Here is a 23,454-nt window from a genome sequence, read left to right as displayed (position 1 = left end):
TGCGCTTACGGCGAACCGCCCCCGCCGTCACCCCGGACGTGACCCGCGGCGGCGAGGGGAGCGCGGGGGAGTTGGCACACCCCCTCCATATGGAGTAGAACCGAACAAAAGGGGGGCAAGCTTGACGACCACCATCGCCTGGACACCGCTGCTCGTCGCCGTCGTGCTCGGCTATCTGCTGGGCGCGATCCCGTTCGGCGTGCTGCTGACGCGCATGGCCGGCGCGGGCGACCTGCGCAGCATCGGGTCGGGCAATATCGGCGCCACCAACGTGCTGCGCACCGGGCGCAAGGGGCTGGCCGCCGCGACGCTGCTGCTCGATCTCGCCAAGGGGCTGGTCGCGGTCCTCCTGGTCGAGCACGTCCTGCCCGGCATGGGCCCGGTCGCCGCCGCCGCGGCCTTCGTCGGCCATTGCTACCCCGTCTGGCTGCGCTTTCGCGGCGGCAAGGGCGTGGCGACGATGATGGGCGTGGTGCTGGGGCTGTTCTGGCCGCTCGGCCTCGTCTTCGCGCTCCTCTGGCTGGGACTGCTTGCGATCACGCGCATCTCCTCGCTCGCGGGGATCGGCGCCGCGCTCAGCACGCCGGTCACCGCCGCGATGCTGGGACGGTTCGACCTCGTGCCCTTGCTGATGGCGCTCGCGGGGATCGTGCTGTGGAAGCACCGCGCCAATATCGCGCGGCTGATCGACGGGACCGAGCCGCGCGTCGGCGGCGGCAAGTCGGTCGAGACCGCCCCCGTCGATGGATGATGCGACCGCGCGGCTGCGGCTGATCCGCACGCCGTCGATCGGGCCGGTCAGCTACCGCCAGCTCGTCCGCCGCTTCGGCAGCGCCGCCGCGGCGATCGACGCGATCCCGGATCTCGCACGCGCGGGCGGCGGCCCGCCCCCCGTGGTGCCGCCCGCCGCGGTCGCCGAGCGCGAACAGGCGCTGCTCGCCCGCGCCGGCGCGCGCCACCTGTTCCTCGACGACGCGGACTATCCGCCGCTGCTGGCGCAGGCCGACAATGCGCCCGTCGTCCTCACCATCCGCGGCGACATCGCGTTGGCGACACGCGCGCCGGTCGCGATGGTCGGCGCGCGCAATGCGTCGGCCGCCGCCTGCCGCTTCGCGCGCCAGCTGGCGCAGTCGCTGGCGGAGCGCGGCGCGACGGTCGTCTCCGGCCTCGCACGCGGGATCGATACCGCCGCGCATCAGGGCGCCTTGCCCGCCACGATCGCGGTCATCGCCGGCGGCATCGACACGCTCTACCCGCCCGAGAACGAGGAACTGCAACAGCGCATCGCCGCCGATGGCCTGCTGATCGCGGAGATGCCGCCCGGTACGCAGCCGCGCGCGCGCCACTTCCCGCACCGCAACCGCATCATCGCCGCGCTGTCGCTGGGCACCGTGGTGGTGGAGGCCGCGCCCCGCTCCGGCTCGCTCATCACCGCGCGGCTGGCGGGGGAGGCGGGGCGCGAGGTCATGGCCGTCCCCGGCCACCCGTCGGACCCGCGCGCGCAGGGCTGCAACCTGCTGATCCGCGACGGCGCGACGCTGGTGCAGAACGCCGACGACGTGCTGGAACAGGTCCGCCCGATCGACGCACGCGCCGCCCGGCTCTCCGCGGTGCGCAGCCCCGCCGCCGGCTGGGGCGCGCCCCCGCCCGCCGACGCCACCGACACCGACCGCCGCACGGTCGCGCGCCTGCTCGGCCCCGTGCCGGTCGCGGTCGACGAACTGGTACGCCAGTCCGCGCTCGCGCCCGCGGTGGTGCAGATGGTATTGCTGGAGCTGGAACTCGCCGCCCGGCTGGAGCGGCATGCCGGAGGGAGGGTAAGCCTGTGCTGACACGCGCGCCGCGTTGGGTATCGCTGTGGTTCAAGGGGGCCGCGATCTACGGCGCGATCGCGCTGACGCTCAGCCTGCTCGCCCCCGCCATCCCCGCACCGGGACGGCTGCCGCAGCTGGGCTTCACCTTCACCGCGCTCGCGTTCCAGGCGGTGTTCTGGGTCGTCGGCGTGGAGCCGGTCCGCTACCGCCCGCTGATGCTGGCGGGCGTCGCGGAGAAACTGGCGTTCGGCGTCCCCGCCTTGTGGCTGACCGCACAGGGCAGCGCCGAGCCCGCCGCCGCGCTGTTCGGCACGATCGACCTGATCCTGGGCGCCGGCTTCCTCGCCGCCTGGCGCGCCACGCCGCGCGGGTAGAACGGGTTCGCGCGGAGGCGCGGAGAGTCGCCCGGCGCGAAGCGCCCCCAATCCCTCTGCGTCCTCCGCGTGCTCTGCGCGAACACATCGATGCGCGCAGAGCACGCAGAGGGCGCAGAGAGACGACGCCCGCCCGACGCCCACGATAGACAGACCGCCTTCGCGGTCCCCCCGACACCTCCGCGCCTTCGCGTGAATCAACACCGTCCCCCGGGCCGGAACGTCGACGACTCACGCAAAGACGCAAAGACGCGAAGGCGTTGTGGTTGTCGAAGGGACGGCGCGCTGACGCGCGGGGGACATCTTCGCGGCTTCGCGTCTTCGCGTGAACCATTGTCTTCCACGGTCCGAACCGCTTGACGCCCCCCACCGCACCCCGCCACCCTCGCGCGTATACGTGAGGCTTCCCATTTAAGGCACCATGCAGCTCGTCATCGTCGAATCGCCCGCCAAGGCGAAAACCATCGAAAAATACCTCGGCTCCGACTATCGCGTCCTCGCGAGCTACGGCCATATCCGCGACCTGCCGCCGCGCGACGGGTCGGTGAACCCCGACGAGGGGTTCGCGATGGAATGGGAGAATTACGCCGACAAGACCAAGCAGCTGAAGGCGATCGCCGATGCCGCCAAGTCCGCCGACCGCCTGATCCTCGCCACCGACCCCGACCGCGAGGGCGAGGCGATTTCGTGGCACGTGCAGGAGGTGCTCGCCAAGCGCAAGGCGCTGCCCAGGGACGTCCAGCGCGTCACCTTCAACGCCATCACCAAGCCGGCGATCCTGAAGGCGATGGCGGAGCCGCGCGCGCTCGATACCGACCTGATCGACGCCTATCGCGCGCGCCGTGCGCTCGACTATCTCGTCGGCTTCACGCTTTCGCCCGTGCTGTGGCGCAAGCTGCCCGGCGCGAAGTCGGCGGGTCGCGTCCAGTCGGTGGCACTCCGGCTGATCGTCGAGCGCGAGCGCGAGATCGAGCTGTTCCGCGCGCAGGAATATTGGTCCGTCACCGCCGCGATGGAGCAGGACGGCACCCCCTTCACCGCGCGGCTGGTGCAATGGGACGGCAAGAAGCTCGACCGCCTGTCGATCGGCAACGAGGGCGACGCGCAGAAGGCGAAGCAGGCCGTGCAGGACGGGCGTTTCTCGGTCCAGTCGGTCGAGACGCGCCCCGCCACGCGCAACCCCCCGCCCCCCTTCACCACCTCGACGCTCCAGCAGGAGGCGGCGCGCAAGCTCGGCTTCTCCGCCGATCACACGATGCGGATCGCGCAGCAGCTCTACGAGGACGGTGCGATCACCTATATGCGGACCGACGGCGTGCAGATGGACGGCAGCGCCATCTCCGCCGCGCGTGCCGCGATCGCGGACCGCTACGACGGCGGCTACGTCCCCGACAAGCCGCGGCACTATCAGACCAAGGCGAAGAACGCGCAGGAAGCGCACGAGGCGATCCGCCCGACCGATTTCACGAAGGACCGCGTCGGCTCGGGCGACCACGCCCGCCTCTACGACCTCGTCTGGAAGCGCGCGCTCGCATCGCAGATGGCGTCGGCGCGGATGGAGCGCACCACCGTCGACATGGCCGACGGCACCGGCCGCCACGTCCTGCGCGCGACGGGTCAGGTCGTCCTCTTCCCCGGCTATCTCGCGCTGTACGAGGAAGGACAGGACGATTCGCAGGATGAGGATGCGAAGCGCCTGCCGCGCATGCGCGAAGGCGACGCGCCCGCGAAGAAGGACGTTCTGGCCGAGCAGCATTTCACCCAGCCGCCGCCGCGCTTCTCCGAGGCGTCGCTGGTCAAGCGGATGGAGGAGCTCGGCATCGGCCGCCCCTCCACCTACGCCTCGATCATCAAGACGCTGAAGGACCGCGCCTATGTCCGCGTCGAGAAGAACCGCTTCTTCGCGGAGGAGAGCGGGCGGCTGGTGACGGCGTTCCTGGAGCGCTTCTTCGAGAAGTATGTCGGCTACGACTTCACCGCCGAGCTGGAGGAGGAGCTGGACGACGTGTCCGGCGGGCGCGCGCAGTGGCAGGCGGTGCTCGATGCCTTCTGGCGCGATTTCAAGCCGCGCACGTCGGAGGTGATGGAGCAGAAGCCGAGCGAGGTCACCGCCGCGCTCGACCAGTTCCTCGCCCCCTATCTCTTCCCGGAGAAGGCGGACGGCGGCGATCCCCGGCTGTGCCCGGCGTGCGGCGCAGGCCAGCTGGCGCTGCGCGGCGGCCGCTTCGGCGCGTTCATCGCGTGCAGCAACTATCCCGAGTGCAAGTTCACCCGCCGCTTCGCGCAGGGCGGCGACGCCGCGGCCGATACAGCCGGGCCGGAGACGCTGGGGCAGGATCCCGACACCGGGCTGCCGGTCGAGCGCAAGTCGGGTCGCTTCGGCCCCTATATCCAGCTGGGCGACGGGAAGGAGGCGAAGCGCGCCTCCATTCCGAAGGACATCGGCGAGCTCGATCTCGACATGGCGCTGCGGTTGTTGAACCTTCCGCGCACCATCGGGCAACATCCGGAGACGGGGCTCCCCATCACGGCGGCGATCGGCCGCTATGGGCCCTACCTGTTGCACGACGGCAAATATGCGCGACTTTCGTCAACATCGGAGGTGTTCGAGACCGGCATGAACGCCGCCGTGGTCAAGCTGGCCGAGGCCGCCGCCGGCGGTGGCCGCCCCGCGCGCGGCGCGGCCCGCGCGCCGCTCAGGGTGCTGGGCGCGCACCCGCGTACCGAGGCGGAGCTGCGGCTGATGGAGGGGCGCTACGGCCCCTATGTCACCGACGGCACCACCAACGCCACCCTGCCGAAGACGATCGCGCCCGACCAGCTGACGCTGGAGGAAGCCGCGCAACTGATCGACGATCGCGCCGCCGCGGCACCGGCGAAGGCGAAGAAGAAGGCGCCCGCCAGGAAGGCTGCGGCGAAGAAGCCAGCCGCGAAGAAGGCGCCTGCGAAGAAAAAGGCCGCGGCGTCAAAAGAGTAATCCCCTACCGCCCACCCCCTTCCGTTCGCCCTGAGGAGAGGCTGAGCTTGTCGAAGCCTCGTCTCGAAGGGCAAGCGTCACGCTTGTGCTTCGAGACGGGTGATCGGGTCGGATCGTCCCCCGGACGATCCTGAACATGCCGGGGGCATGTTCACCCGATCACTCGACGTTGCTCGATGCCTCCTCAGCACGAACGGCGGTGGGATCCAAACTCAGCCCGAACAAAAGTTACGCCACCCCCCTAGCGACACGAAACGAAACACGACACAGCGGCGCGGAATCGGTATGTAGCTGGGGGAGAGGATGATGACGGACGCAACGGCGATCGCGGCCCGTGTGGAGCGCTTCGTGCGCGACATCGTGGCGCCGTATGAGAAGGATCCCCGACAGGGCGCACATGGCCCGTCGGACGAGATGGTCGCCGAGTTGCGCGGCCTCGCCCGCGATGCCGGCGTGCTCACCCCGCACGTCCTGTCGGACGGCACCCACCTCCACCATACCGACGTCGCCGTGGTGCTCCGCGCCGCCGGCCTCTCCCCGCTCGGCCCCGTGGCGGTCAACGTCGCTGCCCCGGACGAGGGCAACATGTACCTGCTGGGCCGCCGCGCCAGTGCCGAGCAGAAGGCCCGCTTCCTGGACCCCATGGTGCGCGGAGAGGCGCGCTCCGCCTTCTTCATGACCGAGCCCGCCGCGGACGGCGGCGCGGGATCCGACCCGTCGATGATGCAGACGACCGCGGTGAAGGACGGCAACCACTGGGTCGTCAACGGGCGCAAGGCGTTCATCACCGGCGCGGAAGGCGCGCAGGTCGGCATCGTCATGGCCAAGGCCGATGAGGGCGCGACCATGTTCCTCGTCGACCTGCCCGATCCGGCGATCCGCATCGAACGCGTGCTCGACACGATCGACAGCTCGATGCCCGGCGGCCATGCCGTCGTCGCGATCGAGAACCTGCGCATCCCCGCCGACCAGATGCTGGGCAATCCGGGCGAGGGCTTCCAGCTGGCGCAGGTCCGCCTCGCGCCGGCGCGGCTCACGCATTGCATGAGGTGGCTGGGCGCGTGCATCCGCGCCAACGAGATCGCGACCGATTATGCCAACCGCCGCCACGCCTTCGGAAAGGCCCTGATCGACCACGAGGGCGTCGGCTTCATGCTGGCGGAGAACCTGATCGACCTGAAGCAGGCCGAGCTGATGATCGACTGGTGCGCGCGCGTGCTGGACGAGGGGCATCTGGGCACCGCGGAGAGCAGCATGGCGAAGGTCGCGGTCAGCGAGGCGCTGATGCGGATCGCCGATCGCTGCGTTCAGGTGATGGGCGGCACCGGCGTGACCGGCGATACCATCGTCGAGCAGGTCTTCCGCGAGATCCGCGCCTTCCGCATTTACGACGGCCCGACCGAGGTCCACAAATGGAGCCTCGCGAAGAAGATCAAGCGCGACTGGAAACACGCCCAAGCCTGATCGGGCGACCAAGCCGAGGAGAGCCGATGTCTGAATTGTTCGGTCTGATGCAGGACGTGCCGCTGACGGTGGATCGTATCCTCGATCACGCAGGCACATGGCACGGCACGCGCGAGATCGTCTCGCGCGATGCCCATGGCGCGGTGGAGCGCACCGATTATGCCGGGCTGCATCGCACCGCCAAACAGGTATCGGCCGCGCTCGCCGCCGCCGGGATCGCGCGCGGCGACCGGGTCGCGACCATGGCGTGGAACGGCGCGCGTCACCTAGCGGCCTGGTACGGCGCGACCAACATGGGCGCGGTACTCCACACGCTGAACCCGCGGCTGTTCCCGGAGCAGATCGCCTATATCGCCAGCCATGCCGGCGACCGGCTCCTGCTGGTCGATCCGGCCTGCGCACCTTTGGTCGGCCCGCTGCTGAAGGAAGCGCCCTCGATCGAGCGCGTGATCTTCCTGTGCGCCGCCGATCAGCTCCCCGCGACCGACTATCCCGCCGTCGCCTTCGACGACTGGATCGCGCCGCACGCGCCCGAATTCGCGTGGGGCGGGTTCGACGAGCGGCTGGCGTGCGGCCTGTGCTACACCTCGGGCACGACGGGCAATCCCAAGGGCGTGCTCTATTCGCACCGCTCCAACTATCTGCACACGCTCATGACGCTGCAGAAGGACACGCTAAGCCTGTCGCAGCGCGACTCGATCCTGCTGGTGGTGCCGATGTACCATGCCAACGCCTGGGGCGTGGTCTATTCCGCGCCCGCGGTCGGCGCGAAGCTGGTGCTGCCGGGGATGAAGATGGACGGCCAGTCGATCTTCGACCAGATCGAGCAGGAAGGCGTCACCTTCTCCGCCGCGGTGCCGACGGTGTGGCAGGGGCTGCTCCAGCATCTGCGCGCGACGGGGCAGAAATTCTCCACGCTGGAGCGCGTCGTCATCGGCGGCTCCGCTCCCCCCGAGGCGCTGATCCGCGCCTTCCAGGACGATTACAACGTCGAGGTCATCCAGGGCTGGGGGATGACCGAAACGTCCCCGCTCGCCACGCTGTCGACCGCGACCGCGCAGGTGCTGGAGCAGCCGTATGACGAGCAGGTCCGCCGCAAGGGGATGCAGGGGCGGCTGGTCTGCGGGCTGGAGCTGAAGCTGACCGACGACGACGGCAACCGCCTGCCCCACGACGGCAAGACCGCGGGCCGGCTGAAGATCAAGGGGCCGACGATCACCTCGGGCTATTTCGGCGGCGAAGGCGGCGACGTGCTGGACGAGGAAGGCTTCTTCGATACCGGCGACGTCTCCACCATCGACGCGTCCGGCTATATGCAGATCACCGACCGGGCGAAGGACATCGTGAAGTCCGGCGGCGAGTGGATCAGTTCGATCGAGATCGAGAATATCGCGGTCGCGCACGACGACGTCGCGATCGCCGCGGTCATCGGCGTCCACCACCCCAAATGGGACGAACGCCCGATCCTGCTGGTCCAGCCCGCCCCCGGCGCCACGCCGTCGCGCGACGCGTTGCTGGCGTTCCTCGACGGCAAGATCGCCAAATGGTGGATGCCCGACGACGTCGTCGTGCTGGAAACCATCCCGCTGGGCGCGACCGGCAAGATCGACAAGAAGCTGCTGCGCCAGCAGATGGCCGATTACCGCCTGCCGGAACTCGCGGCCTAGCCCCCTCTGCCCGTGCCCCCGGGCTTGTCCGAGACCTCTGCGAAAGTCGTGGATCGCTCGATAATTGCGCCGTTCCCCGGCGAAGGCCGGGGCCCAGTTGGCGTGGCTTCTCCGTCTGTTACCACCGTCCCCCAGCTGGACCCCGGCCTTCGCCGGGGAACAAGGAACCGAGTTTCGCAGAGGTCTCGGCTTGTACCGGGGTCCAGGGTTCCGCACGCATCGCCATTGGTCGGTGCGCGGCGCCCTGGATGCCGGGACGGGCCCGGCATGACGAAGTGCGCGACAAAACCCCACCCCGGCATCCCGGGCTCGCCCCGGGGGTGCCGCTTCTCCCCCGCCACGCGTCCGAAGCGCCACCCCACCCCCTTGCCCCGTTAAGCCGCCCGGCTTACCCTCTCCACCGACTCCCCGAGAGCCGGGAGCGCCCACGAGAGGATAGCCGATGTCGCGCGCCGACCCGATCGAAACGGTCCCCTTCCGACCGCTGCCGCAGAAGGCGCCCGACGTGGAGGTGGAGCGGCGCGACGACGGCTGCGTCCTGATCCGCCAGCGCCACCCGCTCGCGCCGCGCGCGCGCTCGATCGCGCACCTCTTCGCGGAGCGCGCCGCCGAACACCCCGAGCGCCCCTTCATCCACCAGCGCGAGCCCGGCCACGGCCCCTGGCGCGGGCTGAGCTATGGCGAGGCGCTGCGCGCGGCGGAGGGGATCGCGCAGTGGCTGCTCGACCGCGGCATGGGCGCCGATGACGCGGTGCTGGTCGTGTCCGGCAATTCGGTCGAGCACGCGCTGGTGACGCTCGGCTGCTACACCGCGGGCGTTCCCGTCACCCCGATCAGCCAGGCGTACAGCCTGATCTCGACCGATCATGCCAAGCTGCGCCACGCCTTCCGGACGGTCCGTCCCCGCGTCGTCTTCGCGCAGGATTCCGCCGCCTTCGCCCGCGCGTTCGACACGCTGCGCGAACTCGACCCGCAGCTCACCTTCGTCACCGTCGATGGCGGCTCCGGCACCACCGCGCTCGCGGAACTGACCGCGACCGAGCCGACCGCCGCGGTCGCCGCCGCGCGCGAGGCGCTGACCCACGCCAGCGTCGCCAAATATCTCTTCACCTCCGGCTCCACCGGCTTGCCCAAGGGCGTGCCGCAGACGCACGGCATGATGGTCCATGTCATCGCCGGGCAGGAGGGGCTGCGCGACGACGATCCCGCCGACCGCCCCGTGCCGCAGTCGCTGGAATGGATGCCGTGGAGCCACATCTCCGCGGGCAATATCGCGTTCAACGGCAATATCGCCGCCGGCGGCACGCTGTATCTCGACGAAGGCAAGCCGGTGCCCGGGCTGTTCGAGACGACGATCCGCAACCTCTACGAGATTTCGCCGATGGTGTTCGGCTCCGCGCCGATCGCCTTCGCGATGCTCGCGGAGGCGATGGAGCGCGACGCGACGCTGCGCGCCTCCTTCTTCCGCAATCTCACCTATCTCGGCTATGGCGGGGCGACGCTGTCGGACGATGTCGCGCGCCGGATCCAGGCGCTGGCGGTGGCCGAAACCGGGCGGCGCATTCCGCTGACCACCATGTACGGCGCGACCGAGACGCAGGGCGTCACCGTCGTTCACTGGATCACCGAGCGCGTCGGGCTGATCGGGCTGCCGCTGCCGGGCACCACGCTGAAACTGGTGCCCTCGGGCGCGAAGATGGAGGTGCGCGTGAAAGGCCCCACCGTCACCACCGGCTATCACCGCGACCCGGAAAAAACCGCCGCCGCCTTCGACGAGGAAGGCTTCTACCGCCTGGGCGACGCCGCCCGCTTCATCGATCCGGACGATCCCGCGCAGGGGCTGATCTTCGACGGCCGCGTGACGGAGGATTTCAAGCTCGATTCGGGCACATGGGTGTCGGTCGGCACCTTGCGCCCCGACCTGCTGGCCGCCTGCTCGCCCTATCTGCAGGACGCGGTGATCGCGGGGCAGGACCGCCCCTTCGTCGCGGTGCTCGCCTGGCCGTCCGCCGCCGCGCTCCAGATGCTGGCCGAGGCCGCGCCGGGCAGCGACCCCTTCCCCACGCTGGAGGGACTGGTCGCGGAGAAGCTGCGCGCGCACAACGACGCCGCCGGCGGCAGCTCGCGCCGCGTCGCGCGCTTCACGCTGCTGCGCACGCCGCCCTCGATCGATGCGGGCGAGATCACCGACAAGGGTTACGTCAACCAGCGCGCGACGCTGGAGGCGCGGGCCGACACGGTCGCCGCGCTCTATGCGGACCCGGCGGGCGAAGGCGTGATCGAACTCAGGGATTGAGTCTCATCCGTCATGCCGGACTTGTTCCGGCATCCGGGGCGCCGCGCACCTCGCGCCTGACGGTTTGCGGAACCCTGGACCCCGGAACAAGTCGAAACCTCTGCGAAAGTCGTGGATCGCTCGACAATTTTGCCGTTCCCCGGCGGAGGCGGGGCTGTTGCGAAAACGGGTGCAACGGCATCGAGCCCACGCCGTGCTCCTGCGCAGGCAGGAGCCTTGGGCCAAGCAGAACAACGCCTTAAAACAAGTCCGGGGTGACGGGGCGCGCAGGCCGTGTCCGGCGTCCCCGGGAACACCCGCCGCACCGCGACGTTGCCGCCGTTCGGGATGATCTACGGAGAGCCGATGGCGGGGTGGTCGAAGCCTGCGCAGGCGTGGCTGCGCGACGTGCCCGGTTGGGCATCGGGAATCCTCTACGTCGCCGCCGCCGTCGGGGCCGCGCTGGTCATCCACCGCATCCTCATCTGGCTCGCGCGGCGCGCCACCGCTTCGCGACCGGAGGGGACCGGCGCGGTCTTCATCGAGCGTATCCGCAAGCTGTTGCGCTGGCTCGCGATCGTCATCGCGCTGGCGGCGGTTCAGCCCGCGCTCGACCTGACGCGCACCGCCGCGACCCTGTGGGCACGCGCCGCCGCCCTGATCGTGCCCGGGCTGCTCGGCTGGTGCGCGATCGTCGCGGTCGGCACCGTCATCGACGTCATGATCCGTCATGCCGACATCAGCGTCGCGGACAATCTGCGCGCGCGTCGCCGGCGCACGCGGCTGGGGCTGTTCCAGCGCATCATCGTGTCGGTCATCCTGCTGGTCACGATCTGCGCGATGCTGATGACGATCCCCAGCGTCCGCACGCTCGGCGTCACGCTGGTCGCCTCCGCCGGTCTGGCGGGCCTCGCGGTCGGTGCCGCGGCGCAGCCCGCGCTCAAGAACCTGATCGCGGGGTTCCAGATGATCTTCACCGAGCCGATCCGCATCGACGACGTGGTCGTCATCGACGGCGAGTGGGGCCGGATCGAGGAAATCCGCCTGACCTATGTCGTGGTGAAGATCTGGGACGAGCGCCGGCTGGTCGTTCCCGTGTCCAAATTCCTCGAACAGAGCTTCCAGAACTGGACGCGGCAGTCGAGCGCGCTGCTGGGCAGCGTCTTCTGGTATCTCGATCCCGCCGCGGACATCCCGCGCCTGCGCGAGCGGCTGGGGCTGATCGTCACCGCCAACCCGCGCTGGGACGGCCGCTTCTGGAACCTGCAGGTGACCGATACGAAGGCCGACGGCTCGATCGAGGTGCGCGGGCTGATGACCGCGAAGGACGCCTCGACCGCGTTCGACCTGCGCTGCGACGTGCGGGAGGCGCTGCTCGCCTACATCCGCGAGGACATGCCCGACGCGCTGTTCCGCCGGCGCGCGCAGGTGGCGATGGAGGCGCCGTCGCCCTACGCCACCTCCTCGTAGGGCACCCCCGCCGCCGCGGCGAGCAGCCGCTTCTCCAGCGTGCGCACCCGCGCCCCCGGCGCCAGCTTGTCGCCGGTCAGGTCGGTCAGATAGAAGACGTCGACCGCGCGCTCGCCATAGGTCGCGACGTGCGCGGAGTGGATCGTCACCTTCGACACGAACAGCGCATAGGCCAGCTGGTTGAGCAGCGCCGGGCGGTCGCGCGCCGCCACCTCCACCACGGTGAAGCGGTTGGACGCCTTGTTCTCCACCAGCACGCTCGGCTCGATGCGGAAGGCATCGGCGCGGGTGCGCGGCAGCGGCTTCGCCTTCAGCCGGTCGGTCATCTTGCCCCGCCCGGCGAGCGCGTCGGCGATCGCGGTCTTCAGCCGGTCGAGCTGCCCCGCCTCGTCGAACGGACGCCCCAGCGGATCCTGCACCAGGAAATTGTCGAGCGCCATGCCGTCGCGGGTGGTGTGGATGCGCGCGTCGATGATGTTGCCGCCCGCGACGTGGATCGCGCCCGCGATGCGGCTGAACAGTCCCGGGTGATCGGCGGCATAGACCGTCACCAGCGTCGCGCCGCGATCGGGATAGACCTGCGCATCGATCGACAACGGCACGTCCTGCGCCTGCGTGACGAAGCCGGCGTTGTGCGCCAGCACGTCGCCGGGCTCCGCGATCCAATAGGCCTCGGGCAGGCGGCGCGCATAGGCGGCCAGCGTCTCCGCGTCCCAGCCCATCGCGGTGCGCAATCCGTCCTGCTTGGCCTCCAGCCGCTCGCCGCGCCCGCGCTGCTTGTGCCCCAGCCGCAGCACTTCCTCCGCCGCGTCGTACAGGTCGCCGAGCAGCTGCCCCTTCCACCCGTTCCACGTCCCCGGCCCCACCGCGCGGATGTCGACCGCGGTCAGCACCAGCAGCAGCCGCAGCCGCTCCGGGCTCTGCACCACCTCCGCGAAATCGAGGATCGTCTTGAAGTCGGCCAGGTCGCGCTTGAACGCGGTGGCGGACATCAGCAGGTGCCAGCGCACCAGCCACGCCACCGTCTCCGTCTCCGCCCGCGTCAACCCGAATCGCGGGCACAGCCGCTCCGCCACTTCCGCGCCCAGGATCGAGTGATCGCCGCCCCGCCCCTTGGCGATATCGTGCAGCAGCACCGCGACATACAGCACCCGGCGCGACACGATCTGTTCGATCAGCGCGGTCGGCAGCGGGTGCGCCTCCTTCAACTCGCCCTTTTCCAGCCGCGCGACGAGGCCGATCGCGCGGATCGTATGCTCGTCGACGGTGTAATGGTGGTACATGTCGAACTGCATCTGCGCCACGACGCGCGCGAAATCGGGCACGAACCGCCCCAGGACGCCCGTTTCGTTCATCCAGCGCAGCACCAGCTCGGGGTCGTTGCGGCTGGTCAGCACCTCCAGGAACAGCGCGTTGGCGCGCGCGTCGCGCCGCACCGCCGCCACCAGCTTCGCATCGCGCGTCGCACAGCGCAGTGCGAGCGGGTGGATCTCCTTCTTCTCCTGCGCGGCGATCGCGAACACCTCGACCAGCCGCACCGGATCGTCGCGGAAGAACGCATCGTCGGGCAGCGCGATGCGCCCGCGATCGATGACGAACCCGTTCAGCCGCCGCGGCGCGCGCGTCATCTTCGGCAGCCGCGCGCGGCGCGAATAGCGCTCCTCCAGATGCGCCAGGAACAGCCCCGTCAGCGAGCCGACGGTACGCGCCTGCAGGAAGTAGAATTGCATGAACCGCTCGACCGCGGGCTTCCCCGGACGCGCGGCGTAGCGCATCCGCTCCGCGATCTCGCGCTGATAGTCGAACGTCAGCCGGTCCTCGCCCCGCCCCGCGATCAGGTGCAGGTGGCAGCGCACCGCCCAAAGGAAGTTCTCCGCGCGGTGGAACAGGCGATATTCCTCGCGCGTGAACAGCCCCAGCTCGACCAGCTCGACCGCGCGCTGGACGTCATAAGCGTATTTCCCGATCCAGAAGAGCGCGTGCAGGTCGCGCAAGCCGCCCTTGCCCTCCTTCACATTGGGCTCGACGACGTAGCGCGTGTCGCCCATGCGGATGTGGCGCTGGTTGCGCTCGTCCAGCTTGTCGGCGATGAACTGCCGCTCCGTGCCCGCGCGCACGTCGTCGCGGAAACGCCTGGCGACCTCGGCATACAGCCCCTCGTCGCCCCAGACGTAGCGCCCCTCCAGCAGCGCGGTGCGCACCGTCACGTCCGCCTTCGCCTGCCGCACGACATCGTCCAGCGAGCGGCTGGAATGACCGATCTTCAGCCCCAGATCCCACAGCGTGTAGAGCATCGATTCGATCGCCTGCTCCGCCCACGGCGTCTGCTTCCACGGCGTGACGAAGCCGATGTCGACATCGGAGAACGGCGCCATCTCGCCGCGCCCGTATCCGCCCACGCCCAGCAGCAGCAGCCGCTCCGCCGCGGTCGGGTTGCTCAGCGGATACAGCCGCTGCGTGGTGAAGTCCGCCAGCGCGATCAGCAGCCGGTCGACCAGATACGCCTGACCGTTGGCGGCCTCCAGCCCGCGCGACGGGCTCGCCAGCAGCCGGCGTGCGATCTCGGCGCGACCGGCGTCGAGTGCGGCGCGCAGGACGGTCCCCGCCTCCTTGCGTGCCGCCGCCTTGTCGCCGGGGTCGATCCGCCCCAGCGACTCCCCCAGCGCGCGGTGGTCGACGATGGCACGACGGTGGGGAAGGTGATCGAAGCGGCCGCTCATGCGGTGCGCCATAAAGGATCGCCGCCGCGCCGTCGCCCCCCTCCACGCGGAGCGCGGGCGCTGCTATCGGCTATCTCTCGTCGCAATGACGAACGAGGCGATAATCGGGACAGTCGAATGAAATCCACCTTGTCGGACCGCCAGGCAATATGGGCGTTCGTGCTCGGCTGCGTCGCGGTCACGATCGGCGTCGTCGCACATCTGCCGATGTTCGCGATGGCGCGCGCGATGAACTATCGCCTCGCCGGCATGCCGATGGACGCGCCGATGCTGGTCGGCATGGGGCTGATCGTCGCGGGCACGCTGGTGGCCGCCTGGGGGCTGCTGCCCCGCGATGTCGCCGCACAGCGCGCCGCCGCCGCGGACATCGTCGTCGCCGCACCGGAGGATGCGGCGCTGTCGCCCGCGCATTGGCGGCTGATGGCGGTGCTGGTCGTCGCGCTCGTCATCGACGTGATGAAGCCCGCCTCGCTCGGTTTCACGGTGCCCGGGATGGTGGCCGAATACGGCGTGCCGAAGAAGACCGTGTCGCTCGTCCCCTTCTTCGCCCTGGCGGGCACCGTCACGGGATCGGTGCTGTGGGGCTGGGTCGCCGACCTCTACGGCCGCAAGGCGACGATCCTGCTGTCGGCGGTGATGTTCGTCGGCACCTCGATCTGCGGCGCGATGCCCAGCCTCGCGTGGAACATCGCGATGTGCTTCATGATGGGGGCCGCGGCGGGCGGGATGCTGCCCGTCACCTATGCGCTGCTCGCGGAGATGATGCCCAGCCGCCACCGCGGGTGGAGCCTGGTGCTGGTCGGCGGGCTGGGCGCGGTGGGGGGCTATTTCGCCGCCAGCGGCATCTCCGCGGTGCTGCAACCGATCTTCGGCTGGCGCATCCTGTGGCTGTCCAACCTGCCCACCGGGCTGACCTTGGTGCTGCTGGGCGGGCTGATCCCGGAATCGGCGAAGTTCCTGCTGGCGCGCGGGCGCGTGGCGGAGGCGGAGGCGGTGATGCGCCGCTTCGGCGCGACCGCGCGGCGCGGTGCCGCGGTGGTCGCCGCGCGCGATCGATCGCACCCGCTGACGGGGCTGCACCTGCACGGAAAGCTCGCTGCGCTGAGCATCTGCGCGCTGTCCTGGGGGCTCATCAACTTCGGGCTGCTGCTGTGGCTGCCCGCCGATCTGGTGGCGAAGGGCTATTCCGTCGGCGTGTCCAGCCGGTTGCTGGCGGAAAGCGCGCTGATCGCCTTCCCGACCGTCTTCGTCGCGGCGCTGCTCTACAGCCGGTGGAGCACCAAATGGGCGCTGGCGACGATGATCGCGCTGACGCTGGCCGGGCTGCTGCTGGTGCTGCGGCTGGAACTGGCGGGCAGCGGCAGCCCGGTCTGGCCGGTCGCGCTCCTGATCGTCGGAACCAACGGCATCATCGCGATCGTCCTGCCCTATGCCGCGGAGAGCTTCCCGCTGCGCGTCCGTGCGCGCGCCACCGGCTGGGTCGCGGCATGTACCAAGGCGGGCGGGCTGCTGGCACAGGCGCTGACGATCAGCGGGATCGCGCTGTCGATGGGCACCGCCTCGCTGCTGGCGATGATCCCGACCGCGCTGTCGCTGGCGCTGATCGTCTGGTTCGGCCGCGAGACGCGCGGGCGCGACCTGCGCGAACTGGATGGGTAATACCGTCATTGCGAGCGTAGCGAAGCAATCCAGGGCGTCGCGCGCTGGACTCTGGATTGCTTCGCTACGCTCGCAATGACGGATAAGGATTATCCCCCCCGCGTCGCTAACCTCAACCCTCCCGCGCCAGCGCCTTGAGCCGATACAGCGTCTCCAGCGCCTCGCGCGGGGTCAGCGCATCGACGTCGATCGCCTCCACCTCGGCGCGGATGGCGTCGCATTGCGCTTCCTCCGCCTGCGCCGCCGCGGCGAACAGCGGCAGGTCGTCCAGCCCTGCCGCCAGCCCGCCGGTCTTCGCCCGCCCCGCCTCCAGCTTCGCCAGCACCGCCTTGGCGCGCTGCACCGTCGCCGGCGGCATCCCGGCGAGGCGCGCCACCGCGAGGCCGTAGCTTCGGTCCGCCGGCCCGTCGGCGACCTCGTGGAGCAGCACCAGCTCCCCCTTCCACTCGCGCGCGCGCACGTGATGCAGCGACAGCGCGTCGCACCGCTCCGCCAGCCGGGTCAGCTCGTGATAGTGCGTGGCGAACAGGCAGCGGCAGCGATTGTCCTCGTGGATCGCCTCCACCACCGCCCAGGCGATGGCGAGCCCGTCATAGGTCGACGTCCCGCGCCCCACCTCATCCAGGATCACGAAGCTGCGCTGCGTCGCCTGCGCCAGGATCGCGGCGGTCTCGACCATCTCGACCATGAAGGTCGAGCGCCCGCGCGCGAGATTGTCCGACGCGCCGACGCGGCTGAACAGCCGGTCGACCAGCCCCAGCCGCGCCGCCGACGCGGGCACATAGGCGCCCGCCTGCGCCAGCACCGCGATCAGCGCATTCTGCCGCAGGAAGGTCGACTTGCCGCCCATGTTGGGGCCCGTCACCAGCCACAATCGCGACCGCTCGCCCAGCACGCAGTCGTTGGCGACGAAGCGGTCGCCGCTGCGCGACAGGGCCGCCTCCACCACCGGATGCCGCCCGTCGCGCACGTCGAAACAGGCATCCTCGGCAAAGGCCGGCCGCGTCCACGCCCCCTCGACCGCACGCTCCGCCAGCGCGGCGGCGACGTCGATCCGCGCCAGCGCGTCCGCGGTCGCGGCCACGCCCTCGCGCACCGCCAGCGCCTGTGCGGTCAGGTCCTCCAGATGCGCCGCCTCCGCCGCCAGCGCATGCGCGCCCGACTGCGTCACGCTGGCCGCCACCTCGTGCAGTTCGGGCGCGTTGAAGCGGACAACCCCCGCCAGCGTCTGGCGATGGGTGAAGCCCGAGTCCGCCTTCATCAGCGGATCGGCGACCCTGGCCGGCACCTCGATGTGATAGCCCAGCACGCCGTTGTGGCGGATCTTGAGCGCGGCGATCCCGGTGCGCTGGCGGAACGTCGCCTCCAGCGCGGCGATCGCCCGCCGCCCGCCGCTGCCCGTCTCGCGCAGCGCATCCAGCGCGCTGTCGTACCCGGCCGCGATATAGCCGCCGTCACCCGCATCGATCGGCGGCGCGGGCACCAGCGCGCGCTTCAGCAGGTCGATCAGCGCGCCATGCCCGCGCAGCCGCGGCGTCAGCTCCGCCAGCAGGGCGGGCGCGGGCGCGACCGCGTCCAGCCGGTCGCCCAGCGCCCAGGCGGCATCCAGCCCGTCGCGCAGCTGCCCCAGGTCGCGCGGGCTTCCCCGCCCCGCCGCCAGCCGCCCCAGCGCCCGCCCGACGTCGGGCAACGCGCGCAGCGCCGCGCGCGTCCGCTCCCGAAGCGCGGCATCGTCATGGAACAGCGCGACCAGATCGAGCCGCGCGTCGATCGCCGCGCGCTGCATCAGCGGCGCACCGATGTCCGCCGCCAGCAACCGCGCGCCCGCCCCGGTAACGGTGCGATCGACCGCATCCAGCAGGCTGCCCCTGCGCTGCCCGGCCGCGGTGGCGGTCAGCTCCAGGCTCTCGCGCGTCGCCGCATCGATCGCCATCGTGTCGGACGACGCGGCCAGGACCGGCGGACGCAGAAACGGCAGCTGCCCCTTGGCGGTATGGTCCAGATACGCGACCAGCCCGCCCGCCGCGGCCAGCGCCGCGCGCCCGAACTGCCCGAAGCCGTCGAGCGTCGCGACCCCGAACAGCCGCTTCAGCCGCGCCTCGCCCGCTGCGCTGTCGAATTCACCGCGCGGTCGCCACACCGTCGCGGGCACGTCGCCCCCCTCCGCCGCGACCACCTCCGCCGCGGCCAGCCTGGCGAGCTCCGCGCCCAGCGCCGCGGGGGTGGCGGCGATCACCTCGAACCGCCCGGTCGACACGTCCGCCGCCGCCAGCGCCACCTCGCCCCCCGCCTCGCCCACCGCCACGCACCAATTGGCGGCACGCGCATCGAGCAGCGTCTCCTCGGTCAGCGTGCCCGCGGTGACGACGCGCACGATCGCGCGGTTGACCAGCGCCTTCGACCCGCGCGCCTTGCGCGCCGTCTCCGGGCTTTCGGTCTGCTCCGCGATCGCGACGCGGTGCCCGGCCTTGATGAGGCGTTGCAGATATGCGGTCGCGGCATGGACCGGCACGCCGCACATCGGCACCCTTTCGCCGGCATGCTCCCCGCGGGCGGTCAGCGCGATGTCGAGCACCTGGCTGGCGATGCGCGCATCGTCGAAGAACAGCTCGAAGAAATCGCCCATGCGATAGAACAGCAGGCAGTCCTCGGCGTCCGCCTTGAGCGCGAGATACTGCGCCATCATCGGCGTGGGAGCGGGGGTATCGGTCATGCGGGGTCAGTCCGGAAGTCGCGCACCATGACGAACGGAGAGGATGAAGACGTGATCGCCGTCGGTATCGTAGCGCAGAACATAGGGCACCACGGTCACCATTTCCCGCGTTCCGTCATCCATGGGCCGACCACGCCGCGGAAAATCGGAGAGGCTGTTGCCGAGGGCATGAAGCCGCTGAGCCACTCGGCGCGCGGCGGCGGGATTGAATTGTTCGATATAGGATACGATCAGGTCCACGTCGTCGAGCGCCTGATCGGCCCATTCAACGCTCGCCATTGCGCGCGGCGAGCCACTCCCTGAACGGCAGACGGCCCGGCGTACCCCAGGTCATCAGCCATTCCCTGACGACCTCGTGCGAGTGAATGCGCCCCGCGGCGACGTCCGCGCGGGCGCGGGCGATGGCGGCGGCCTCCGCCGCAGGATCGGACTCCTCGAAGATGCCGGGCTCGTGCTTCATGCCGGCACCATACGCCGCGCGCCGCGCGTTGACCATCGCCGGTTTGACCGCAAGCAACGGGATGCACCACCCCGCGCGAGCCGGTACACCCGGCGTCATGCTCCACCGCACCACCATCCCCTCGCCCGTCGGCACGCTGACGCTGGTCGCTTCCGACATGGGCCTCGTCGCGATCCTGTGGCCCGACGATCCGCCCGGCCGCGTCCGACTGGCGGACGTGCAGGATACGCCCGACCATCCCGTCCTGACCGCCACCGCGGTGCAGCTGGCGGAGTATTTCGCGGGCACCCGCACGACGTTCGACCTGCCGCTCGCCCCGATCGGCACCGACTTCCAGCGCGCGGTCTGGCGCGCGCTCGACGCGATCCCCTATGGCGAAACGCGCAGCTACGCGGATATCGCGCGCGCCATCGGGCGGCCCTCCGCCTCGCGCGCGGTCGGGGCGGCGAACGGGCGCAACCCGATCTCGATCGTGACGCCGTGCCACCGCGTGATCGGCGCGTCGGGCAAGCTGACCGGATTCGCGGGCGGGCTCGCGACAAAACGTCTGCTGCTGGGCCTCGAAAGCCGAGATACTTAGCGCGCGCCCGTTTCCATTTTCCGCCGCCTTCCCTAAGGGCAGCAGCATGACCGACGATCGCGCGCCCGCCCCGGTTCCGACCGAAGACCGCAACCTGCAATTTTCCGAGCGGGAGGCGTTGCTCTTCCACTCCGAAGGACGCCCGGGCAAGATCGAGATCGTCGCATCCAAGCCGATGGCGACGCAGCGCGACCTGGCGCTGGCCTATTCGCCGGGCGTCGCGGTCCCGGTGCAGGCGATCGCCGCCGACCCCGCCACCGCCTACGATTATACCGCCAAGGGCAATCTGGTCGCGGTCATCTCCAACGGCACCGCCATCCTGGGGCTCGGCAATCTGGGGGCGCTCGCGTCCAAGCCGGTGATGGAGGGCAAGGCGGTCCTCTTCAAGCGCTTCGCCGATGTCGATTCGATCGATCTGGAGCTGAAGACCGAGGACGTCGACCGCTTCATCGACGCGGTCGAGCTGCTGGAGCCGAGCTTCGGCGGGATCAACCTGGAGGACATCAAGGCGCCCGAATGCTTCATCATCGAGCAGACGCTGCGCGAGCGGATGAACATCCCCGTCTTCCATGACGACCAGCACGGCACCGCGATCATCTGCGCCGCGGGGCTCATCAACGCCTGCCTGCTGACCGGGCGTAATCTGGCCGACGTGAAGGTCGTCGTGAACGGCGCGGGCGCGGCCGCGATCGCGTGCACCAGCCTCATCAAGGCGATGGGCGTGCGCCACGACAACGTCCTGATCTGCGACCGCACCGGCGTGATCTACCAGGGGCGCGACGGGGTCAACCAGTGGCAGTCGGCGCATGCCGCCAGCACCGATCGCCGCACGCTGACCGAGGCGCTGCACGGCGCGGACGTGTTCCTGGGCCTGTCGGCGGCGGGTGCGCTGAAGCCGGAGATGGTGAAGGACATGGCCCCCGCCCCGATCATCTTCGCGATGGCCAATCCGGAGCCGGAAATCCGCCCCGAACTGGCGAAGGCCGCGCGCCCCGATGCGATCATCGCCACCGGCCGGTCGGATTATCCCAACCAGGTCAACAACGTGCTGGGCTTTCCGTTCATCTTCCGCGGGGCGCTGGACGTGCGCGCGACCGCGGTGAACGAGGAGATGAAGATCGCCGCGGCGCAGGCGATCGCCGAGCTGGCGCGCGAGCGCGTGCCCGAAGAGGTCGCTGCGGCCTACGGCGTGCGCCACTCGTTCGGCCCCGATTACATCATCCCCGCCCCCTTCGACCCGCGCCTGATGGAAGTGGTATCGATTGCGGTCGCGAAGGCGGCGATGGATTCGGGGGTCGCGACCAAGCCGATCCTGGACATCAACGCGTACCGCGACGCGCTGCGCGCCCGGATGAACCCGACCACGTCGGTGCTCAGCCTCGCCTACGAGGGGGCGAAGGCGCATCCCAAGCGGGTGCTGTTCGCGGAGGGCGAGGAGGAAGTGGTCCTGCGCGCCGCGATCGCGTTCAAGGAGGGCGGCTACGGCACCCCGGTGCTGGTCGGGCGCGAGGACGTGTACGACCGCCTGCGCGCCCTGGGGGTCGAAAACCCCGACGAATACGAGCTGCACAACAGCCGCGTGTCGCCGCTGGTGCCCAGGATGGTCGACTTCCTCTACGCCCGCCTCCAGCGCCGCGGCTTCCTGCGCCGCGAGGTGGAGCGGATGATCAACCAGGACCGCAACATCTTCAGCGCGGTGCTGCTCCAGCTGGGCGAGGCCGATGCCATGATTACCGGCGTCACCCGCCCCTGGGCGCAGTCGATGCGCGAGGTGAAGCGCGTGATCGACCCCGCACCGGGTCGCACCGCGTTCGGCATCCACGTGCTGGTCGGCCAGTCGCACACCGTCTTCATCGCCGACACCACCGTCAACGAGCGTCCGAACGCGGAGGAACTGGCCGACATCGCGGAGCAGACCGCCGCGGTCGCGCGTCGCATGGGGCACGAACCGCGCGTCGCCTTCCTCAGCTACTCCACCTTCGGCAACCCCGCGGGCCAGTGGCTGGACAATATCCGCGAGGCGGTGAACGTCCTCGACCACCGGCAGGTCGGCTTCGAATATGAAGGCGAGATGTCGCCCGACGTCGCGCTGAACCCGAAACAGCTGGCGAACTATCCCTTCGCGCGGCTGTCGGGTCCGGCCAACATCCTGGTCATGCCGGGGCTGCAATCGGCCAACATCTCCGCGAAGCTGCTGCGCGAGCTGGGCGGCGACGAGATGATCGGCCCGATGCTGGTCGGCATGGAGAAGCCGGTGCAGATCGCGCCGATGGTCTCGACCGCCAGCGAGCTGGTGACGCTGGCGGTGCTGGCCGCCGGCGGCATCGCGCGATGACCCCTGCCGGCGCGGCGCGCGAGCAGGATCCGCTCGCCGCGCTGGAGCATGTGCTGCTCGACCGGCTCGACAGCGGCATGATCCTGTCCGAGCTGGACGGCTATCTGACCGCGCTCGTGATCGCGCCCGATCCGGTGCCGCCGTCGCGCTGGCTGCCGCGCATCTGGGACGGCGGCGCCGTGCCGCTGGCGGACGAGGCGGAGGTGCAGCGCTTCCTCGATCTCGTGATGCACCATTACGAGGGGGTCCGCATCGCCATCGCGGACGGTACGTTCGAACCGCTGGTCGACATCGACGACCGCACCGGCGAGGTGATGTGGGAGATCTGGATCGAGGGCTTCGCCGAGGGCATGGCGCTTGCCCCCACCGGGTGGAACCGGCTGCGCGTGACGCGCGATGCCGATGGCGCGGCGGCGATGGCGGGCATCAGCCGGCTGATCGCGACCGCCGATCGCAACGTCGAGCTGACCGATGCGGAGATCGACGACTATGATCGCACCGCCACCACGCTGATCGCAGGGTGGATCGCGATGCTCGATCGCTGGCGGCTGTCGCACGATCAGGGGCCGGCGGCGCGCGCGCCGGGGCGCAACGATCCCTGCCCCTGCGGATCGGGCCGCAAGCACAAGAAGTGCTGCCTCGCGGTGTGACGGCGGTGTGACCGCCGCGACACGCGCGGCAACGTTGCGACTCAGGCGCCTGATGTGCCGCAACAAAAGTCGCATTGGCGCTTTGTTGACGTCATGTCGGAGAGAGAACCCGTTGTGGCGATTGGCTTTCTGACCCGGCACGACCTCCACGTGCTGGGCGCCGGGTTCGACCGCCTGTTCCCGGTCACGCGCGACGACATGTTCGCCGATCTGCTGGATCGGCTCGACGAACTGGAGGCGACGCCGCATCGCGACGGCGTCTTGCTGCGCGGTCACGGCGCGAAGCGGGACTGATC

At 70.3% G+C, this 23,454-nt stretch carries 17 protein-coding genes; 13 read left to right on the top strand and 4 right to left on the bottom strand.

What is annotated here, in order from left to right:
* Positions 1-121: 121 nt before the first annotated feature.
* The 8 genes from plsY to PGN23_RS03375 all read left to right on the top strand — a co-directional run bounded on the left by plsY (position 122) and on the right by PGN23_RS03375 (position 12,041).
* Positions 122-751: a glycerol-3-phosphate 1-O-acyltransferase PlsY gene (gene plsY / locus PGN23_RS03410; RefSeq protein WP_335301431.1), complete on the top strand. Its 630-nt coding sequence runs from the start codon at positions 122-124 to the stop codon at positions 749-751.
* Positions 744-1,832: a DNA-processing protein DprA gene (gene dprA / locus PGN23_RS03405; RefSeq protein WP_335301430.1), complete on the top strand. Its 1,089-nt coding sequence runs from the start codon at positions 744-746 to the stop codon at positions 1,830-1,832. The genes plsY and dprA overlap by 8 nt, the downstream gene beginning before the upstream one ends.
* Complete coding sequence (locus PGN23_RS03400) at positions 1,826-2,188, top strand: hypothetical protein (RefSeq protein ID WP_335301429.1); 363 nt, start codon at positions 1,826-1,828, stop codon at positions 2,186-2,188. Before dprA ends, PGN23_RS03400 begins: the two co-directional genes overlap by 7 nt.
* Positions 2,189-2,609: 421 nt before the next feature.
* Entirely contained in the window at positions 2,610-5,165 is a 2,556-nt protein-coding gene (topA, locus tag PGN23_RS03395) for a type I DNA topoisomerase (RefSeq protein ID WP_335301428.1), read from the top strand.
* A 303-nt stretch (positions 5,166-5,468) separates the two neighbouring features.
* Positions 5,469-6,629, top strand: coding sequence for an acyl-CoA dehydrogenase family protein (locus tag PGN23_RS03390; RefSeq protein ID WP_335301427.1), 1,161 nt, complete (start codon positions 5,469-5,471; stop codon positions 6,627-6,629).
* A gap of 26 nt (positions 6,630-6,655) precedes the next feature.
* Positions 6,656-8,296, top strand: a complete 1,641-nt coding sequence (locus PGN23_RS03385) for a long-chain-fatty-acid--CoA ligase (protein ID WP_335301426.1) — start codon at positions 6,656-6,658, stop codon at positions 8,294-8,296.
* A gap of 442 nt (positions 8,297-8,738) precedes the next feature.
* Entirely contained in the window at positions 8,739-10,592 is a 1,854-nt protein-coding gene (locus tag PGN23_RS03380) for an AMP-binding protein (RefSeq protein ID WP_335301425.1), read from the top strand.
* 273 nt (positions 10,593-10,865) lie between these two features.
* Complete coding sequence (locus PGN23_RS03375) at positions 10,866-12,041, top strand: mechanosensitive ion channel family protein (protein ID WP_335301424.1); 1,176 nt, start codon at positions 10,866-10,868, stop codon at positions 12,039-12,041.
* Here PGN23_RS03375 and PGN23_RS03370 read toward each other — a convergent pair.
* The gene (locus PGN23_RS03370) at positions 12,023-14,761 is read right to left on the bottom strand and encodes a [protein-PII] uridylyltransferase (protein ID WP_335301423.1); all 2,739 of its coding nucleotides are present in this window, start codon (positions 14,759-14,761) and stop codon (positions 12,023-12,025) included. The two genes, PGN23_RS03375 and PGN23_RS03370, sit on opposite strands and share 19 nt — an antisense overlap.
* A 117-nt stretch (positions 14,762-14,878) precedes the next feature.
* Here PGN23_RS03370 and PGN23_RS03365 point away from each other — a divergent pair, with 117 nt between their 5' ends.
* Positions 14,879-16,420, top strand: a complete 1,542-nt coding sequence (locus tag PGN23_RS03365; RefSeq protein ID WP_335301422.1) for an MFS transporter — start codon at positions 14,879-14,881, stop codon at positions 16,418-16,420.
* Positions 16,421-16,532: 112 nt separating this feature from the next.
* Here PGN23_RS03365 and mutS read toward each other — a convergent pair whose 3' ends face one another.
* Genes mutS through PGN23_RS03350 form a run of 3 tightly spaced genes read right to left on the bottom strand, consistent with a single transcriptional unit; the run spans position 16,533 to position 19,593 of the window.
* On the bottom strand, positions 16,533-19,106 hold the full coding sequence (mutS, locus tag PGN23_RS03360) for a DNA mismatch repair protein MutS (protein ID WP_335302068.1): 2,574 nt from the start codon (positions 19,104-19,106) through the stop codon (positions 16,533-16,535).
* A gap of 33 nt (positions 19,107-19,139) precedes the next feature.
* Positions 19,140-19,412, bottom strand: coding sequence for a type II toxin-antitoxin system RelE/ParE family toxin (locus tag PGN23_RS03355; protein WP_335301421.1), 273 nt, complete (start codon positions 19,410-19,412; stop codon positions 19,140-19,142).
* Positions 19,399-19,593 carry an antitoxin gene (locus PGN23_RS03350; protein WP_335301420.1) on the bottom strand — a complete coding sequence of 65 codons (195 nt, stop codon included), beginning with the start codon at positions 19,591-19,593 and terminating at the stop codon, positions 19,399-19,401. Before PGN23_RS03350 ends, PGN23_RS03355 begins: the two co-directional genes overlap by 14 nt.
* Before the next feature lie 97 nt (positions 19,594-19,690).
* Here PGN23_RS03350 and PGN23_RS03345 point away from each other — a divergent pair, with 97 nt between their 5' ends.
* From PGN23_RS03345 to PGN23_RS03330, 4 genes are all read left to right on the top strand, one after another.
* On the top strand, positions 19,691-20,173 hold the full coding sequence (locus PGN23_RS03345; RefSeq protein WP_335301419.1) for a methylated-DNA--[protein]-cysteine S-methyltransferase: 483 nt from the start codon (positions 19,691-19,693) through the stop codon (positions 20,171-20,173).
* Positions 20,174-20,219: 46 nt separating this feature from the next.
* Entirely contained in the window at positions 20,220-22,508 is a 2,289-nt protein-coding gene (locus tag PGN23_RS03340; protein WP_335301418.1) for an NADP-dependent malic enzyme, read from the top strand.
* Positions 22,505-23,158, top strand: a complete 654-nt coding sequence (locus PGN23_RS03335; RefSeq protein WP_335301417.1) for a UPF0149 family protein — start codon at positions 22,505-22,507, stop codon at positions 23,156-23,158. Before PGN23_RS03340 ends, PGN23_RS03335 begins: the two co-directional genes overlap by 4 nt.
* A 114-nt stretch (positions 23,159-23,272) precedes the next feature.
* A complete protein-coding gene (locus PGN23_RS03330) occupies positions 23,273-23,452 on the top strand; it encodes a hypothetical protein (RefSeq protein WP_335301416.1) in 180 nt (59 codons plus the stop codon).
* The last annotated feature ends 2 nt before the right edge of the window (positions 23,453-23,454 follow it).

It is taken from the genome of Sphingomonas adhaesiva (assembly GCF_036946125.1).
Taxonomy (GTDB): domain Bacteria; phylum Pseudomonadota; class Alphaproteobacteria; order Sphingomonadales; family Sphingomonadaceae; genus Sphingomonas; species Sphingomonas adhaesiva_A.
This window is presented reverse-complemented; position numbering and strand designations above follow the sequence as displayed.